Annotated in this window: 13 protein-coding genes and 1 tRNA gene; 6 read left to right on the top strand and 8 right to left on the bottom strand. The window is 57.7% G+C overall.

The features are described 5' to 3' along the window. The first annotated feature begins 57 nt into the window (after nucleotides 1-57). A protein-coding gene (gene prfB, locus ACQUTD_RS01370) for a peptide chain release factor 2 (protein ID WP_099458802.1) occupies nucleotides 58-1,156 on the top strand; the annotation gives its coding sequence in 2 pieces (ribosomal slippage) (nucleotides 58-132 and nucleotides 134-1,156; 1,098 coding nt in all). Nucleotides 1,157-1,165: 9 nt separating this feature from the next. Next, nucleotides 1,166-2,683: a lysine--tRNA ligase gene (gene lysS, locus ACQUTD_RS01365; RefSeq protein ID WP_473274658.1), complete on the top strand. Its 1,518-nt coding sequence runs from the start codon at nucleotides 1,166-1,168 to the stop codon at nucleotides 2,681-2,683. A 46-nt stretch (nucleotides 2,684-2,729) separates the two neighbouring features. Here lysS and idi read toward each other — a convergent pair whose 3' ends face one another. Next, a complete protein-coding gene (idi, locus tag ACQUTD_RS01360) occupies nucleotides 2,730-3,278 on the bottom strand; it encodes an isopentenyl-diphosphate Delta-isomerase (RefSeq protein ID WP_473274696.1) in 549 nt (182 codons plus the stop codon). 160 nt (nucleotides 3,279-3,438) lie between these two features. On the opposite strand from idi, the gene actS reads away from it, so the two are divergent. Next, entirely contained in the window at nucleotides 3,439-4,203 is a 765-nt protein-coding gene (actS, locus tag ACQUTD_RS01355) for an amidase activator ActS (RefSeq protein ID WP_199775941.1), read from the top strand. Between the two features lie 80 nt (nucleotides 4,204-4,283). Next, a tRNA-Gly gene (locus ACQUTD_RS01350) sits at nucleotides 4,284-4,357 on the top strand. Between the two features lie 3 nt (nucleotides 4,358-4,360). Here the strand turns inward: ACQUTD_RS01350 and ACQUTD_RS01345 are convergent. The 7 genes from ACQUTD_RS01345 to ACQUTD_RS01315 are packed head-to-tail and all read right to left on the bottom strand — an operon-like array spanning nucleotide 4,361 to nucleotide 15,720. Further along, nucleotides 4,361-6,562: a glycosyl hydrolase 2 galactose-binding domain-containing protein gene (locus tag ACQUTD_RS01345; RefSeq protein WP_473274661.1), complete on the bottom strand. Its 2,202-nt coding sequence runs from the start codon at nucleotides 6,560-6,562 to the stop codon at nucleotides 4,361-4,363. After that, complete coding sequence (locus tag ACQUTD_RS01340) at nucleotides 6,552-9,224, bottom strand: response regulator (protein ID WP_473274697.1); 2,673 nt, start codon at nucleotides 9,222-9,224, stop codon at nucleotides 6,552-6,554. The genes ACQUTD_RS01345 and ACQUTD_RS01340 overlap by 11 nt, the downstream gene beginning before the upstream one ends. Continuing rightward, nucleotides 9,224-9,658: a globin gene (locus tag ACQUTD_RS01335; RefSeq protein WP_072569850.1), complete on the bottom strand. Its 435-nt coding sequence runs from the start codon at nucleotides 9,656-9,658 to the stop codon at nucleotides 9,224-9,226. The genes ACQUTD_RS01340 and ACQUTD_RS01335 overlap by 1 nt, the downstream gene beginning before the upstream one ends. After that, a complete protein-coding gene (locus ACQUTD_RS01330) occupies nucleotides 9,655-11,049 on the bottom strand; it encodes a DUF3131 domain-containing protein (protein ID WP_473274662.1) in 1,395 nt (464 codons plus the stop codon). The genes ACQUTD_RS01335 and ACQUTD_RS01330 overlap by 4 nt, the downstream gene beginning before the upstream one ends. Continuing rightward, on the bottom strand, nucleotides 11,034-12,581 hold the full coding sequence (locus tag ACQUTD_RS01325) for a DUF3131 domain-containing protein (protein WP_473274664.1): 1,548 nt from the start codon (nucleotides 12,579-12,581) through the stop codon (nucleotides 11,034-11,036). The genes ACQUTD_RS01330 and ACQUTD_RS01325 overlap by 16 nt, the downstream gene beginning before the upstream one ends. Continuing rightward, nucleotides 12,578-13,909, bottom strand: coding sequence for a DUF3131 domain-containing protein (locus ACQUTD_RS01320; RefSeq protein WP_473274665.1), 1,332 nt, complete (start codon nucleotides 13,907-13,909; stop codon nucleotides 12,578-12,580). The genes ACQUTD_RS01325 and ACQUTD_RS01320 overlap by 4 nt, the downstream gene beginning before the upstream one ends. Further along, a complete protein-coding gene (locus ACQUTD_RS01315; RefSeq protein ID WP_473274669.1) occupies nucleotides 13,906-15,720 on the bottom strand; it encodes a glycosyltransferase in 1,815 nt (604 codons plus the stop codon). Before ACQUTD_RS01315 ends, ACQUTD_RS01320 begins: the two co-directional genes overlap by 4 nt. A gap of 279 nt (nucleotides 15,721-15,999) precedes the next feature. Between ACQUTD_RS01315 and opgC the strand changes: the two genes are divergently transcribed. Beyond that, nucleotides 16,000-17,217 carry an OpgC domain-containing protein gene (gene opgC, locus ACQUTD_RS01310; RefSeq protein ID WP_072569855.1) on the top strand — a complete coding sequence of 406 codons (1,218 nt, stop codon included), beginning with the start codon at nucleotides 16,000-16,002 and terminating at the stop codon, nucleotides 17,215-17,217. A gap of 11 nt (nucleotides 17,218-17,228) precedes the next feature. After that, nucleotides 17,229-18,128, top strand: a complete 900-nt coding sequence (locus tag ACQUTD_RS01305; RefSeq protein WP_473274673.1) for a hypothetical protein — start codon at nucleotides 17,229-17,231, stop codon at nucleotides 18,126-18,128. Nucleotides 18,129-18,132: the final 4 nt, after the last annotated feature.

The raw sequence follows: 18,132 nt of genomic DNA, 5'->3' as shown, positions 1-18,132 counted from the left end.
GGTAGAATTCCGCTCTTATAACCGCATTTTGACAAGTCCAATAAAAGAAAACAGACCATGTTTGAAATCAATCCGGTAAAAAACCGCATTCAGGACCTCACGGAGCGCTCGGACGTTCTTAGGGGGTATCTTTGACTACGATGCCAAGAAAGAGCGTCTGGAAGAAGTAAACGCCGAGCTGGAACAGTCGGACGTCTGGAACGAACCTGAACGCGCACAGGCGCTGGGTAAAGAGCGTTCCTCCCTCGAAGCCATCGTCGAAACCCTGGATCAAATGCGCCAGGGTCTGGAAGACGTCGCTGGCCTGCTTGAGCTGGCCGTGGAAGCCGACGACGAAGAAACCTTTAACGAAGCCGTGGCTGAGCTGGACGGGCTGGAAGAGAAGCTGGCGCAGCTTGAATTCCGCCGTATGTTCTCCGGGGAATACGACAGCGCCGACTGCTACCTGGATATCCAGGCCGGTTCCGGCGGCACAGAAGCCCAGGACTGGGCGAGCATGCTGACCCGTATGTATCTACGCTGGGCCGAAGCCCGCGGCTTCAAAACCGAAATTATCGAAGAATCCGAAGGTGAAGTGGCGGGTCTTAAATCCGTGACCATCAAGATTTCCGGCGATTACGCTTACGGCTGGCTGCGTACCGAAACCGGCGTTCACCGCCTGGTGCGTAAGAGCCCGTTCGACTCTGGCGGTCGTCGCCATACGTCGTTCAGCTCCGCGTTCGTTTACCCGGAAGTGGATGACGATATTGATATTGAAATCAACCCGGCGGACCTGCGTATCGACGTTTACCGTGCCTCCGGTGCGGGCGGTCAGCACGTTAACCGTACGGAATCGGCGGTGCGTATTACGCACATCCCGACCAATACCGTCACGCAGTGCCAGAACGACCGCTCTCAGCATAAGAACAAAGACCAGGCCATGAAGCAGATGAAAGCGAAGCTTTATGAACTGGAAATGCAGAAGAAAAACGCTGAGAAACAGGCGATGGAAGACAACAAGTCCGACATCGGCTGGGGCAGCCAGATCCGTTCTTATGTGCTGGACGACTCCCGCATCAAAGACCTGCGTACCGGTGTTGAAACCCGTAACACGCAGGCGGTGCTGGATGGCAGTCTGGACCAATTTATTGAAGCAAGTTTGAAAGCAGGGCTATGAGGAACCAACATGTCTGAACAACAAGCACAGGGCGCTGAAACCGTAGTTGATCTGAACAATGAACTGAAAGCTCGCCGCGAAAAGCTGGCACAACTGCGTGAGCAGGGTGTTGCGTTCCCGAACGATTTCCGTCGCGATCATACCTCTGACCAGCTGCATGCCGCCTACGACGACAAAGAGAACGAAGAGCTGGAATCGCTCGGTATCGAAGTCGCCGTGGCTGGCCGTATGATGACCCGCCGCGTAATGGGTAAAGCCTCGTTCGTCACCCTGCAGGACGTTGGCGGTCGCATCCAGCTGTACGTCTCCCGTGACGATCTGGCTGAAGGCGTCTACAACGAGCAGTTCAAAAAGTGGGATCTCGGTGACATCCTCGGCGCGCGCGGCAAGCTGTTTAAGACAAAAACCGGCGAGCTGTCCATTCACTGCACCGAGCTGCGTCTGCTGACCAAAGCCCTGCGCCCGCTGCCGGACAAATTCCACGGCCTGCAGGACCAGGAAGCGCGCTATCGTCAGCGCTACCTGGATCTCATCGCTAACGAAGAATCCCGCAACACCTTTAAAATTCGCTCGCAGATCATGGCCGGTATTCGCCAGTTCATGGTAAGCCGCGACTTTATGGAAGTGGAAACCCCGATGATGCAGGTCATCCCGGGCGGCGCGTCTGCGCGTCCGTTTGTGACCCATCACAATGCGCTGGATCTGGACATGTACCTGCGTATCGCGCCGGAACTGTACCTCAAGCGCCTGGTGGTTGGCGGCTTCGATCGCGTGTTCGAAATCAACCGTAACTTCCGTAACGAAGGCATCTCCGTACGTCACAATCCAGAGTTCACCATGATGGAACTCTATATGGCGTATGCGGATTACAAAGATCTGATCGAGCTGACCGAATCCCTGTTCCGCACCCTGGCGCAGGATATTCTGGGCAGCACCAAAGTGCCGTACGACGACCAGACGTTTGACTTCGGTAAGCCGTTCGAAAAACTGACCATGCGCGAAGCGATCAAGAAATACCGTCCGGAAACGGATCTGGCAGATCTGGATAACTTCGACAGCGCGAAAGCCATCGCCGAAAGCCTGGGCATCAAAGTTGAGAAGAGCTGGGGTCTGGGCCGCATCGTGACCGAGATCTTCGAAGAGACCGCCGAAGCGCATCTGATCCAGCCGACCTTCATTACTGAATACCCGGCTGAAGTCTCTCCGCTGGCGCGTCGTAATGATGAGAACCCGGAAATCACCGACCGCTTTGAGTTCTTCATCGGCGGACGTGAAATCGGTAACGGCTTTAGCGAGCTGAACGATGCGCAGGATCAGGCTAAACGCTTCCAGGATCAGGTTGACGCGAAAGCGGCGGGCGACGACGAAGCCATGTTCTTTGACGAAGATTACGTCACCGCGCTGGAGCACGGTCTGCCGCCGACTGCGGGTCTGGGCATTGGTATTGACCGTATGGTGATGCTGTTCACCAACCGTCATACCATCCGCGACGTGATCCTCTTCCCGGCCATGCGTCCGGTTAAATAATCACACGCAACGCGAACAAGCCCTGGCAGCGATGCCGGGGCTTTTTTTATGCGGCGGCGAAAACGCGCAGCCGTTCCCGCACCTCGGGCCGGGCGACCTGCTGCACCATCCACGGACTGAACGCCCAGGGCGTGGCATCCACGGCGCAGAACAGCGCTTCCAGTGTTACCCACTGATGATCCATCACTTCATCGGCATTCACCGCCAGCGGTGTGGTGACGCGCGCGGCAAACACCGGGCAAATTTCATTTTCGACAATGCCTGAAGGATCGGTTTCGCAGTAGCGGAATTCCGGATACACCGGCGCAATGGCGGCGACGGTCGCGCCGACTTCAAACTGGCAGCGACGGATCACCGCGGCGGTAAAATCTTCCCCGCTTTGCGGATGCCCGCATACCGAGTTGGTCCATACGCCCGGCCAGGCTTTTTTGTGCAGGGAGCGGCGGGTAAGCAGGCACTCGCCACGCCCATTGAACAGCCAGCTGGAGAAGGCGAGATGCAGGGGCGTTTCGGCATGGTGCGCGGCATATTTTTCCTGCGTCCCGGCCGCCATGCCCTGCTCATCAAGTAAAATCACATGTTCCTGCAACATAATCTTTATCCACTCTCAATCCAGCCAGAATAACGGCTCTATTATACGTGAGGGTCAATAAAACGTTTTGCTCTGGCGCGCTTAATCTGGCACGACCAGCGACATTTATTCAGCGAATTGGGTAATAGACGCTAATGCATTTTGCATCGCGGCTGTGGCTGCTATGATATGCAGTCATGCTCATTTGTTCCGGGGAAGTGTTTTGATTGCAGGACGCCTGATGAAAAATCCGTGTCGACTTCTTATCTGCCTGGCGTTCAGCCTGTTGCTGGCGGCATGCTCATCGAAAAACGCCGCCGACGGCGAGACTTACACCGTTAAGCGTGGCGACACCTTATCTAAAATTTCGCGCATGACCGGTACCAGCGTCAAAGAGCTGGCGCGCCTGAACGGGATTTCCCCGCCTTACACTATTGAAATCGGCCAGCGTCTGCGGGTTAACAGCGGCGGCAAATCCGGCGGCTCGGGTAAGGGCGGCAAAACCGCGTCCGCCAGACCGTCAGCTTCCGTGCCCTTAGCCTCCTGGCCGCCGGTGGGTCAACGCTGCTGGCGCTGGCCGACGAACGGTAAAATTATCCTGCCGTACTCCTCCGCCGATGGCGGTAACAAGGGGCTGGATATTGCCGGTACGCGCGGACAGCCGGTATACGCCGCCGGTGCCGGTAAAGTGGTGTACGTCGGCAACCAGCTGCGCGGTTACGGCAATCTGATTATGATCAAGCACAGCGAAGACTATATTACGGCCTATGCCCATAATGATTCGCTGCTGGTGAATAACGGCCAGAGCGTGAAGATCGGCCAGAAGATTGCCACCATGGGCAGCACCGATGCCGACTCGGTGCGGCTGCACTTCCAGCTGCGTTATCGCGCCACGGCAATCGATCCGGCGCGTTATCTGCCGCCGCAGGGCAGTCCGCCTAAATGCTAAGCGATTAATATATCGCCGGTTAGCCGCCATGCGGCTTGCCAGACGGTGCGTAAGGTTTATAATGCCCTACGCACCTCAAAGCGGGCGTAGTTCAATGGTAGAACGAGAGCTTCCCAAGCTCTATACGAGGGTTCGATTCCCTTCGCCCGCTCCAGATTTATTCTTTCATCACCCCCGGCTGCACCCTCAACTGATTCTCCCCGACCTTTTTCCCGTGCCTGTCTTCGATCCAGAAATTGATCTCCACGTCCTGTTTATCCGCAGGCGTCACCGTCAGTTCCTGCACCTTTTGCCCGGAATCGGCTGGAAGCGTCAGGGTGGTTTCACCCTTATCCAGCACGCGCTTGTTCTGCTTCACCTGCCATTTCAGTTGGCACTGATCGCAGGCAGACCAGGTATCGTTGATCGCCCACAGGCCAACGGTGGCGGGTTGTCCGGGCTGCCACTGGGCGGTCACAGGTTCAATGGACGGCAGCAGCGGCTGATAGGCTTTTTGCAGCGCGTAATAGCCCGCTTTCGGTTTGCGCAGATAGTCCACCACGCCCCAGTTGATGGAAGGCCAGGTCTCGACAAACATAAAATGGAACAGCGCGGTTACCGGCTGGTAACGCTGCCGGCGGTAACTCTCCGCCGCCGTGGTGACCAGCTGCGCCTGATAGGCCTGCGTATTGGCGATCATCTGCTGCAAATTATCGCCGCGCGGGATTTTGGCGAACTTAAAGGTCTGAAAAGGCTGGAAGTTGTGGTATTTCCAGCGCGTCCAGCCGGGATCGTCGGCGGCGGTGGTTTTCGGCCAGCGCACTTCTGGCGGAATAATGGTCTTCAGGGTCGACAGCCGCGGCAGCGCCTGCGCGCCGAATTCAGTAATAATGGCGGTTTTGGCCGGGCCAAGCAGATCGCGGATGGTGCCGAAATACCATCCGGCCCAGTAATGCTCTTCCACCGCAGAGAAGCGGTGCACGATGCGCGAGTTATCGGTCGCCAGCGCATCCGCCACTTTATCCGTCAGGGCGCGGTTTAAATCCTTATGCCAGTCGGGGAAGCGTTTTTCCATCCACGGCGAGTTCCACGGCGGTTCGTTATGGCCGCCCCAGACGATAATGGCAGGCGAGTTGCCGAACTGCTCCACCATTTCCCGCGTCTGGCGTACCGCGTTGTCGGCAAAGGCGGCGCTGTCGTCGTAGCCCCATTGCAGCGGCACATCCTGCCAGATCATCAGCCCCATCTCGTCCGCCACCTCATACAGCCCGCGGCCCGCCACATGACCGTGAACGCGGATGGCGTTGGCGTTCATCTCCTCCACCAGCTGGAAATCCCGGCGGTATTTTTCCCGCGTCATGGTGCTGAGCCACGGCGAGCCTATATAGTTAGTTCCCTTGATAAATAACCGCTTACCATTGATAAGCCAGCCTTTATTCTCCGGCTGTTCTTCCACTTTGCGCAGGCCGGTGCGCGTGACGGCGGTATCCATGAGCCCCTGGCTATCCGTCAGCGAGGCGCGCAACCGATATAAATGCGGTTTGCCGGAGCCTTTCGGCCACCAGAGTTTTGCGGCTTTCATCGGCAGATCCACATTCAGCGTACGGGCGCTGCCGTCCGTTTTCTCCAAGGTGACAGGAAATTCCTGCTGAAAGCGCTGGCCGTTAAAATTAGCAGGAGCCGCGTTCAGGCGCAGTGTGGCGCTGCCGCCTTCAAGGGCACGGTAGCGGATCGTCGCCTGCAACGCGGGATTGTCCAGCCCCTGACGCCAGTCCGGGCGCAGGATGATTTCATCAATAGTTGCGCCCCTGCTGAGATGCAGTCTCACCGGTGCCCAGATACCCCCTGAGTTGGCATCCTGCCCCTCCGGCGACCAGGCGCCGCCTGGCCGACTATCGTGCTGATTAAGCACGCCCTTCATCAAGGCTTTATGCAGCGGCCAGATTTTCTTCGGATCTTCGAACGGGCTATCCACTTTTACCGCCAGCTTATTATGACGACGCAGTGATTTAGTGACATCCACCGCGAAGCGCTGGAAATAGCCTTCATGACGGGTCAGCGCCTGACCATTGAGCGTCACATCCGCAAAGTAATCGACGCCGTCAAACACCAGCGTGGCCATGGTATCCGCAGGCTGCGCGGGCAGGGTGAAGGCATGGCGGTACATCAGCGCCCCCTGATGATCGTACCCGGCGCTGTACCAGTTAGCCGGAACCTTTAGCGCCCGCCAGCCCGCGGTGGAGGCGGTGGTGCCATCAAAAGCGCTGTCATTGGCGTCATGCACCTGCCACTGTCCGGCGAGGGACCAGGTCACAGGCACCGTGGTCGCCCGGGCCAGCGGGACGAGGGCGACCAGCAACAGCATGATCTTACGCACCATTTTTTACCTCCTGCGCCCGGCGTTGCAGCCACGCCATAATGCGACTGGCCTCGGCGTACAGGCCATCCCGCAGGGTTTTCAGTTCGTCTTCATCCAGCGTCTGCGCATCGCTTTCCAGCTGTTGCAGCAGTTGCGTGAGATGCCCGAAATCCAGCGCCATGGCTTCGCCGCGCAGTTTATGGGCAGCCCGGCGCAGGCCGTCGCGGTCATGGCTGTTCATGGCCTGTACAATCGCTGCCAGCGCCTCATCCAGTCCCTCGCGGAACAGAGCTAATAACTCGTCCACCAGCTCCGCATCGTCGGCGCACTGCTTCAGCAGGCGGGCCTCGTCCGGCAGCCCCTGTTCCGGCGGGCGGCAGACACGCAGGATCTCATCCTGCAACGCGTCCTGGGTGACGGGTTTGGCGATATAGCCGTCAAAGCCCATCGCCAGGCAGCGCTCTTTGTCCCCCTGCATGGCGTGAGCGGTCATGGCGATGGCAGGCTGATGCGTCTGCTGCTCTTCCCGCAGCAGGCGGATGGCGGTTTCGCCGTCCATCTCCGGCATCTGTAAATCTATGAGCAGCACATCCCAGCGGGCCGCGCGCCAGCGTTCCAGCGCTTCACGACCGTTATTCACCACCTCGCACTCATGCCCGAGCCGCTCCAGCAGCCGCCGGGCAACTTTCTGGTTAACGAGATTATCTTCCGCGAGCAATACGTGCAGCCCCTGGCGCGCGGTTTCAGGCGCGGCCTGTGGGGCGGGCGGCGGCGGTGTCTCCTCCGCAGGCGGCACCGGCGCAAGCACGCTGGCGATCACCTGATGCAGTTCATGCTGGGCAACCGGTTTGTGTAAATAGTGCGAGATGCCGATGCGTTTGAGCATTTTGGCGTCGAAATGGCGGCTCATTGAGCTGAGCATAATGATATGGCTGTGGCTGGTCTGCGGCAGCACCGACAGCTCCAGCGCCAGGGAGACGCCGTCCATATCCGGCATCTGCGCATCCAGCAGGATCAGCGGCCAGGGCGTTCCCGACGCCGCCAGTCGCAGGGCGTCGGCGGCGTTATTCACGCAGGTGGGTTGCAGCCCCATCAGGCTGAGCATGGTATCAAGCAGGCGCAGGTTGGTGCTGTTATCATCCACTACCAGTACCCGTTCGCCGTTAAAGCGCGCCAGGGTTGAGCGGCTGGCGGTTGAGGCCTGCTGACTGGTGAGCGGAATGGTGAAGGCAAACTCGCTGCCCGCGCCGGGTTCACTGGTGACCGACAGCTCACCGCCCATGATCTTCACCAGCCTGGCGGAGATGGTCAGCCCCAGCCCGGTGCCGCCATAGCGACGGGTGGTTGAGCTATCGGCCTGGCTGAAGGCTTCAAAAATGGCTTTCTGCTTGTCCGGCGGAATGCCGATGCCGCTGTCGCGCACCCGGAAGCGCCAGTGACCTGCGCTGTCGGCAGGCTCGATGGCCAGCAGCACTTCCCCCTGCGGGGTAAATTTCAGCGCGTTACCCAGTAAATTGGTGAGGATCTGCCGCAGCCGGGTACCGTCCGCCATCAGCACTTCCGGCACCGTAGGGGCAATATCCACCAGCAGTTCGATGCTTTTTTCGCTGGCGGCGGGCATATGCGGGCGGATCAGCGACTGGACGAACGGGCGAATTTCCACCGGCGCTTCGTCCAGCACCACCTTGCCCGCTTCGATTTTAGAGAAGTCGAGAATGTCGTTGATGATATGCAACAGCGACTGGGCCGAGCTCATCACCAGCGAAAGATACTCCCGCTGATCCGCCGTCAGCGGCGTGTCCAGGCAGAGCTGGGTCATGCCTAAAATGCCGTTCATCGGCGTGCGGATCTCATGGCTCATATTGGCGAGAAAGGCGCTTTTCGCCTCGTTCGCCTCGCGCGCGACTTTTGCCGCTTCAATGGCGAGCAGCTCGGCTTCTTTACGCCGGGTAATATCCTGAAGCGTGCCGATAACCCGCTCCGCTTCACGATCGATGGTCATGGTCACCACCTGGCCGGACAGCAGCATCCAGCGCCATCCCTGGTCGGGATGACGTACACGGATCTCGCACTCGAAGACGGGCATATGATCTTTTTTCGAGGAGGCCAGCGCCTGGCGCAGGGTGGCGCGATCCTCCTCATGCACCAGATTCAGCAGAAAACGCACCGGATGCTGCCACTGCCCCCGGGACTGCCCGACCATCGCCAGCAGGGTATCGTTGACCTGCAGGTTATCCTGCGATACCTGCCAGTCCCAGATGCCGATCTGGATCGACTCGGCGGTCAGTAAAAAATCTTCATGCAGCTGGTGGCGGGAACGGCGGGCCTGATCCAGCTGGGTAATGTCGCTGTGCAGGCTGACGATGCCGCCATCCGGCAGGCGCTGATGCTGCACATATAACTGCCGCTGCCCGGACTGGCGCACTTCATAATGATATTTCTGGCGGCAGTTGCGGATAATGGTTTCACGCAGGCTCTGGCGTTTGGCGGGGTCGATGTTGTACACCGCATCGATAAATTTTTCGGCAAGCTCTTCCAGCGTGGCACCGGCGGTAAGCCATGGGCCGATCACCGGATAAAGCTGCGTGACCTTATCATTCCAGGCCTGCAGTCGTTCGGCAGAATCATAGATCATCACCGCCACCGGCAGCGCATTCAGATCGAAGCAGGACGATGCGTTCATCATACCTCCTGTGCCCGGTAGTGCAGCTCTGCCTGACGGCGCAGATACTCCAGCCCCGGCGCAATCGCCATCGCCCAGGCGGTGAGGATCTCGTCGTCACACTCGGGATCCCGAAGGTGAACGGTGTTCAGCATCGCCTCGCGCCAGAGGGCAAAAAAGCGCGGCGGCAGACGCAGGCCGTCGTGACTTTGCTCGCGGGCGAGGCGTTCGAGAAAATCCGGTACAAACAGCACGCCGTCCACGGCGAGCATGGCGAAAAACGTTTTGTACATCATCTGCGGCCCTTCCTCATCGGGCTGGCGGGAGAAGTGCAGCTCCGTCTCGGGCGTCATGTGTTTGAAAGCGTCGTAAAAGGCCTGAAAAAAACTCTTTTTATCGTTTTCAGGGATCACCCGGTTGAGGCTCGCCTCAAAGAGATCGCGGTAAAACTTCATGGCGCGGCCCTCGCAGCACGTTCACCCGGCAGGCACAGTCCGGGCGGGTTAAATTCATCCGCCAGACGGCGTGAGAAGTAGCTGTCCTGCTCCATCAGGCCATGTTTAAACAGCGGCCCGGCATTGTGTTTATAGAGCAGCGCTTCCAGCACCATGGCATTAGTGGAGAGCGTAAGGGATTTATTGATGTCGCCGGTGGCCTCGACGCGGCCTTCAAACCAGCCCTTTTGCGGATCGTTAAGATGACGGGTCACCGCCATCAGCGCGTCGGTATATTCGGTGTCCCACAGCGTCCAGAGGGTAAAGACCGCTTTGGTCGAAACCTGCGACAGCCGCGGATAGTCCCGGCCATCGTCCCCCAGGGTATTCCAGGCGTAGCCGTTACCCCACACGGTATCTTCGACATGCCAGGGCGCCTGGCTGAGTGAAAAATCGGCGCGGGCGGTCAGCACTTTGTCTGTTTCCCAGCGTGATTTCTGGGTGAGCCATACCCGCTCGGCCCGCGTGCGCAGGGTACTCTGGAACTCAGACGGCAGGCCCGGCGGTTCCCAGCCGAATTCCAGCCCCGGCAGCATATAGGGCAGGGTGGTAATGAGCGACGGCTGCCAGGTGGTACGGGGATCCCGGGCGTCAACGGCGAGGCTGCGCTGGTAGATGATGACGTTGCGCGATGGCGGAGTGAACGCTTTGCCGACCGGGAAGCCCCACAGGCGGAACGCGCTGGCGGCATATTCACTTTCCCCCAGCCGCAATTCTTCGCGCACCACCGGCTGGCCGTTTTGCAGCGACGAGGACCAGAGTTCGCCCTCTTTATCCATCACCGGACAGAAATTCCAGCGCAGGATAATTTTATCCAGATACTCGCGATACTGCGGCGCGCGCTCGGCGGTGAGGCGCAGCGCCAGCATCAGGCGCGCCATATCTCTGGCGGACCAGCCGCTTTTTACCGGTTTTCCGCTGAAGTCGATAAGAGTGGCGCTCTGGGTGGAATAAAGTCGGCCCGGCGTACGCTGCTCGCTGAGCATCAGGCGATTAAGGGTGCCAAGCAGCCGCGTCAGACGGGCATCAAACTCATCCTCCTTAATCAGATCCAGCTCGCGGGCAGCCAGCAGGGCGATCAGCGTGTCGCCCATCTGCCACAGGGTGACGCGGGGTTGTTTATCGCTGCCGTTGACCAGCCCGGTCTGCGGCTGGGTGTTATTGACGAAATAGCGCCAGGCGATGCCCGCCCACTCCTGCTCCTGCGGCGTCAGACGGTCAATACGCGCGCTGCTATGCCAGCCGCCTTTCGTCAGCCAGCGCCATCCCGCCCCGTCGCGACTAAAAAGCGCAAAGGCGATAAGCAGGACAATCAAAATTCCCGCCAGCCAGCGGCTCAGGGTTTTAAACATTGCGCCGTCACCGGAGGAAGTTTCACGGGCTCATCCGCCTTACAGGAGGAGCACTGGCAGGCCTGGCACGCAGGTTTAGTGCGCTGGCTGGTGCCGGTCTGTTCGCACCAGGTTTTCACCGCCGGGGTACTCTCCAGGAACGGACGATTCCGTTTGGTGTTGTTCTCCTCAAACTGATCGACAAGTTTCTTCTCCCACAGGGAGGGCGCGAACTGGCGATCTTTCGGGTTATCGCTGTTAAATTGCAGCAGCTTGCCCTCTTTTTTGAACAGCAGCGCCTCCAGCATGATGCCGTTATTGTTGGCGGTGAACTCTTTAATCGGGCCGTCGCCGTTTTCATACAGCCCTTCGTAATAGCCTTTGCCCTCTTCGTTGGCGTTTTCAATGGTGGTGAGTAACCGATCCGTGTAAGGCGAATCCCATAGCGCCCACATGCCGAGGGCCGCTTTTAGCGACACCGCAGCGGTATTAGGAACATATTGTCCTTTATCGGTTATGGTGTTCCAGTTAAAGCCATCGCTGAATACGGTGTCGTAGACAAAGTACGGCGATTTATCGAGCTGATGCTCCGAACGGGCGGTTAAAATGCCGGTAATGGCGTAGCGGTTCTCCTGCGCCTGATAGACACGGTCGGCGAAGTCTTTCATCCACGCGAGGGAATAATCGCGCGGGCTGTTATCGCGATCCGTCGGGTTATCGAAACCAAACTCCAGGCCGTAAAGCAGGTAGGATTCGGTTACCACATAGTTATGTTGACTGGTACGACGGGGATCGCGTGAATCGTACGGCACCAGCACGCAGTAAATTTCTGCCAGCTCATAGGGTTCCGGTCGGCTCGCCTGGCAGGTGCTGAATCCCCATAAACGGAAGCCCGCCGCGCCATATTCCTCATAGCCCAGACGTCCTTCCTGAACATATTTGGGCTGGCCGTTTTCCAGATAAGCGCCGTATAACATGCCGCAGGGATCCACGGCATGGCTGAAGTCCCAGCCCAGCACGATATTATCCACGCTGTTGCCATATTCCGGATAACGCTCTTTGATGACCCTCAACCAGATCAGCATCCTGCCAATGTCCAGCGCTGAAAAGCCGATCTCGCCGGGTTTGTTCTGGTAGTTCACCTTCTGCCCGCTGATGGTGTTGTAGGCCTTGTTAGGGAGTTCATCACGGAACAGCACCAGTTTATTCAGCGTGGCAAGCAATTTGATCATGCGCCGATCGAATTCCGCCTTATCAATAATCCCCAGCTCGCGGGCTGCGGTCATCGCCGCCATATAAGACGCGCTGTCCCACATGGTGGTGGACGGGTATTTGTTTACCGCGTTCACCAGCCCGGTGGTGGGCTGATAGTTGGAGACGAAATATTGCCAGGCGTTTTTCGCGATGGCCATTTCCCGCGCGCTCAGCTCGCCGCTGCGGGGATCGTAGCCGGAAGCAGGCAATTCAGTAGCCGCCCTTGCGCCCGAGATCGCCAGCCAGAACGCCACCAATCCGGCCAAAAGTGGGAAAAAGAACAAGCATTTCAGCTTCATGGCGTAGCTCCTGCTGAAGAAGTGGATCGGGATGCGTCGTTAAAACAGGCCAGGCACAGCATCTGGCCGTGGGCGATGTACGCCAGGCTTTCAAGGACCACCGCATTGGTATCGGCGTCAATCACTTTATTCACGCTGTTATTCAGATTCAGGCCGCGCTGCCAGCCTTTGCCGGGTACCTGTAACGGCTGCACCTGCTGGCGTAACGCCTCGCTCCAGCTGTTGCGGAACAGGGCATACCAGGCAAAGGCGGAGCGGGTGGAGGTGATGGCAGTCTGCTCCGGGGTGGCATCGAGCAGGGCGCTGTTTTGCAACGGCTGGCGATCCGGCAGATCGTTCACGTAGTCCGGCGCAGGCTCGGCATAATCGGTACTGATGGGCGGTTTACGCACCCGCAGGCTGTTGCGGCGCTGCTGAATTTGCATAATGCGCCAGGTGATTTCCGCGCTTTGCGCGTCAAAGCCCAGTTCGAGGCCGGTTAACAGATAGGGCAGGCTAATGAGCGACGGCTGTTTGCCCCAGGGGGTGCGCAGCCCTTCGTCCGGCACCATCACGCCATCGATGTCGATCATCTGCTGTCCTTCCGGCGGATTCGTTACCGCCAGCCCGGCGGCGCTGTCGATCAGCCGCAGCGTGTGGCTGGCATACAGCCGGTAGCCGTAGCTGTTGCGCGGCTCGTCGGTGTTCAGCGCCCAGTGATGCAGCGGCGCGGCGGCCTGGGTGGCGGTGCTGGTGATCACCATCGCTCCGGTGTTCCACTGGTTAAAGAGATCGCGAATGGCGGGGGCGTGCTGGGGATAGCGCCACAGCAGCGTTTGCAGGGCGTTCAGCAATCGTCCCATGCCGATGGCGGAGGTATCCGGTTTTCCCAGCATTTTCAGCGTGTCGGCGTGGTAATAAGCGGCGGGCACGCCCTGCGGATTCAGCGGCAACTGACCGAGGGTAAAGAGGGCGGCAGTAACGCGCTCGTCAAACTCGGCGGCAGTCAGAATGTTAAGCTGTTTTGCCGCGCTCAGGGCAAACAGGTAGCTGCCGGTACTCCACAGGCTGAACCAGGGTTCGCGATCGTGGGCGTTCGCCAGGCCATTAGGCTGGGTGTTGTTGACGTAATACTGCCAGGCCACCCGCGCCCAGATCGCCTCATCAAAGGTCAGCTCGCGGGAGGCGGGCAGCGGCGGAAAATCCTTGCTGAGACTCAGCCCGCCGCTGCTTTCAACGCGCGAGGGCATCTGGTGCTCCACCCATACCACAATGGCAAACCCGAGCAGAAAACCCAGCAGGATGGTGAGATAGCTGCGGGCGGAAAGCAGGGCGTCACGCGTTCTCATTGGCTGGCTTCCTCTTCAGCAGGTGTCCATATGGCGGCGAGGATCAGGGGCAACATGGCGGCGATATTCACCGCGCCCCAGAAAATATTGATCACGTAGCCGGAAGGGTCATCCACCTGGCCGCGCGCCACCTGGATCCCGCCCCAGATCAGCCCCGCCAGGGTTAACACCACGATGGCGATCTGCGGTTTCACCAGATAGAGAAAACGGCCGGTCTGCCGCTCTTTCGGCGTTACGTGGAATTTGATCTGCTCGCCGCGCAGCACGGTATCCAGCGCCCGTAAGTTCATGGAAAAGAAGGAGAGGTAAGAGGCGCGGCCATCCCAGGCGGAAATCCCCCAGGTGCCAAACATAAAGGCCAGCTCCGAGAAAATGAAAAAAGGTAAAAAGTGCAGGTAAAAGGGCGTTGACCAGGCGGAAACCGGCGGAATGCCGGTGAACAGATAAATAATCGGCGAGATCAGAAATACCGTATTCCACACGCAGGCCATGTAAGACCAGAAGGTGGTGGCATACATCAGCGTTTGCGGCAGCGACAGCTTAAAGCGGCGACGGCTGAAGATGTTGTCATGGAAGAGAATATCCAGCGATCCGGCGGCGTATTTAAAGCGCTGGATCATCCACGTCAGCATATCCTGCGGCGAGAGCATTTTGGATTCGATGCGCGGATGCATCACGGAGCGCCAGTTGCGCGCCGCATCGCCGTGCAGCAGGATGGAGGTGTAAATATCTTCCGAGACGTGAAATTTATAGGGCGTCAGCTCTGTATCAAAGGCGACGTGCGGGCGCATGGCATCCTGCAAGGCTTCGCGCGTGGCGGGATCGCGGATGTCGCGGGTGTGGCGGGAAATCTCTTCTTCCACCGTCCATACATAGCTGCGTAACGCCGCCTGCATCACCGCTTCGCGGCGATGAATGGACGCCGCGCCGCAGCAGAAAGCGGCGTTAGCCCAGTTACGCCGCCGCAGGATCACGTCATAAAACATGCGCGGATCGTTAAAGAAAGGATCCCGGCCAATGGTCACCGGGCCGACGATTTTTTGCGCCAGCCAGCCGAGGCCGTAGCCAGGCTTGCCCGCTTTACGCCCCAGCCAGCGCGCCAGGCTTTCCCCTTCCGGCAGGTCGTAAAACCACTGCGGCGTCTGCACCCAGGCGACATCCGGATCGCGGAAATAGCCCAGCGTATGGCTGAGCAGCGTCGGGAAGACCCGCGTGTCCGCATCGCAGATAACAATAAAATCGCCGTCGGTTTGCTCAAGGCCGTTACGCAGATTGCCGGCCTTATAACCGATATTGGTCTGACGGGTGATGTAATTGACACCTTCTTCATCGCAGACGGCTTTCATCTCCGGCCGCCGTCCGTCGTCCAGCACATGCACCTGATAATCCATCGGAAAGGGGTACTGCATTTTCATCGCATCGCGGATGGACAGCCTGACCAGCTCGACGTCCTCAGAATAGGTGGCGATGAACAGATCCACTTTTACCGGCCGCTGCTCCACCGCGTCTTCAGCCAGCAGGCAGTCGTTGATCTCCGCGGGCGGCGGGTTCTGCGGCGGATCCTCTTCTTTCCAGATATTGATGGTAAATAATACTGTGCCGATCCAGGCGAAAGTTTCCGCCAGCACCAGCGGCACGGCGTACCACAGCGCATCGGTATTCAGAGAGGCAGTCCAGCGCCAGTAAATATAATTGCCGCCCAGAATAAGCGCCGCTACCGCTAATACCTGCCAGGTCATCATCACCCAGCGCGGTGTTTTAAGCGGTTCAGGCGGCCTGCGATTTTCAAAACGGGAAAAGTAAAAATCCATAGCGGTGGATATCCTGCTTCCGTGATGATGAATTATTGATGCATTACAGGCACCGGCCTGCCCGGAAAAGTAAAGTCAAAACAAAACGAAAAGTAAATTAAGTGTAGAAGCCCGTAAAAAAGTGTCCAGCAGAATAAATTGCCATAATTTAGCCGGGCTTAACTTACTATCATTGTCACTAAATAAAGAATGAGTGCCGATGAATAATTGCCAGAACCATTTATTTAAGCTAAATAAATAATTTGAAACATTTTTTTGGGATGAGTGTAAGGGAAACCTATGAGCCAGATTGCGCCAGCGCTACCAAAAAAAGAAACTGAAAAATCAGTGTCATGGCGCTATGCGATCCCGGGCAACCGCGATCTGCGTATTGACCTGATGCGTGGCATTGCGCTGGTAATGATGGTGGTGGCGCATACCGAATTACTCTCTGTTTTTAATATTTTCACCTGGGAACGATTCGGCTTAACTACCGGTGCTGAAGGCTTTGTTATTCTTTCAGGATTTATGCTTGGCATGTTAAATCGCGCCCGTCTGCAGAAAGTGGTATTGCTTACTGTATCGTGGGGACTTTATCTGCGGGCATGGAAAATATATCGCGTAAATATCATTATTATAGTTTCCTTCTTATTGCTGGGGTATTTGCCGTTTATCAATGTTTTTGAAGTCACCCATTTTACCGATCGCTTTTCCGGTACCACCTGGTCCCTTTATCCGGTCACACCGCAAATCAAAGAAACCTGGTTTAATATCATTCTCTATTTGCAGATAGGCCCGCATCAGACGCAAATTCTCGGCCTGTATATTTTTTTGTTGCTGTTAAGCCCACTATTTCTGGGGATGCTGAGTAAAGGGAAAGTGTACTGGCTGTTAAGCCTCTCACTGCTGGTGTACGGCTGCTGGCAGCGCTGGCCGCTGCGCGTTACGCCGTCCGAATTTGAGTTCGCCTTTCCGCTGCTGGCCTGGCAATTTATCTTTGTGCTGGGCATGTGCAGCGGCTGGTACAAAGAAGAGTTGCTCTCTTTTGCCCGCACGCCCTCCGGCAAAGTGGTGGTGGTTGCCATGGTGGTGATCGCCCTTATCCTCGCTTTTGTCGCCCAGAACCATACCAACCCCTTTATGCCGCACGCCCTGCTGATGCATGTGATTTCCCCTGCCGATTTCAACGCCTTTTATCATACCTGGGCGGCGAAAAACGGCCTCGGGCCGGTGCGGGTGCTGAACGATATTTGTCTGATGGTGACGGTCTATCTGCTGCTCAGCTGGTGCTGGCTGCCGATCTATCGTGTGGCGGGGTGGTTTCTGATCCCGCTGGGACAACGCTCGCTTTATACCTTCATTTTGCATGTCTATGTGGTGCTGCTGGTGAGCCAGTTTGTGACCTTCGATTTATGGCGGCAGGCATGGATCGAAAACACCCTCATTCACGCGGCCGCGCTGGGCGTGTTATGGCTGATGGCGAAATACAACGTCGCCGCTCGCTGGATCCCTAACTAAGGAAAGGCAGTATGCGTGAGAAATTCTTGCTGGCCTGCGTGCTGTTATCGGCCGCCACCGCAACGGCTGCAGCGGAAGCAGACAAAAAAGAGACTTTACGGGATGAAGCCGGCGAACCGGTGCAGGTGGGGGTTTTCACCAGCCGCTGGGGACGGCTTTTCTCCGGTAATGAGGATAAATTTTCCGGGGCGCTGAGCTTCACTTCAGGGCTGAAGGAGCAGAGGATCGCCATTCCTAACAGTTCATCCACGGCGGAGCAGAAAAAGAAATACAACCAGACGCTGAACCTCAGCCTGCAATATTCGCCCTACAGCTTCTGGTTCGCTAACGTCACTTCCCGTCTGCCGGTGACGGATACCAGCCGTTACACGGCGGATTTCCGCTACAGTTTTGGCTATGACGACTGGCACGCCAATACCGTTAGCCTGGTCTACAGCAACTATGGCGACAATCACTTCTGGACCTCCGGCAGCCGCCGTAACACCTATTTTGAGCAGGGCGCCGTGACGCTGGCCTATAAATTCTCGCTGCCAAAGCCCGTGGAAAACGCGCTGTTGATCAATAAAGGCGACTCCATTATCTGTCAGGCGGGCTACAGCTGGGTGCCGCGCTATTACGATTTAAGCAGCAACGATATCCGCAAAAACAAAAACGTCATGCTGGGCGGCTGCGGTTATACCTTCAAACAGCATTTCTTCGTGCGCGCCACGGCGTTCTGGTATCCCGACAGCAGTCAGCAGCAGCCGTGGAACGGCGATTACAGCTACAGTTTTGGCTATGCGGGCTATACGCCGGGATCTTTTTCCGTGCAGTACGCCAACTATTCCGGCACGCGTTATCCGGGTCATCAGACCGGCAATGGGAAATTTCGTGAAGGCACGGTCAGCCTTACCTGGTTCTTACCGCTATAGGGGA

This window comes from Enterobacter sp. K510 (assembly GCF_055804875.1).
The sequence above is the reverse complement of the archived record's forward strand: the minus strand, read 5'-3'. Positions and strand labels throughout refer to the sequence as shown.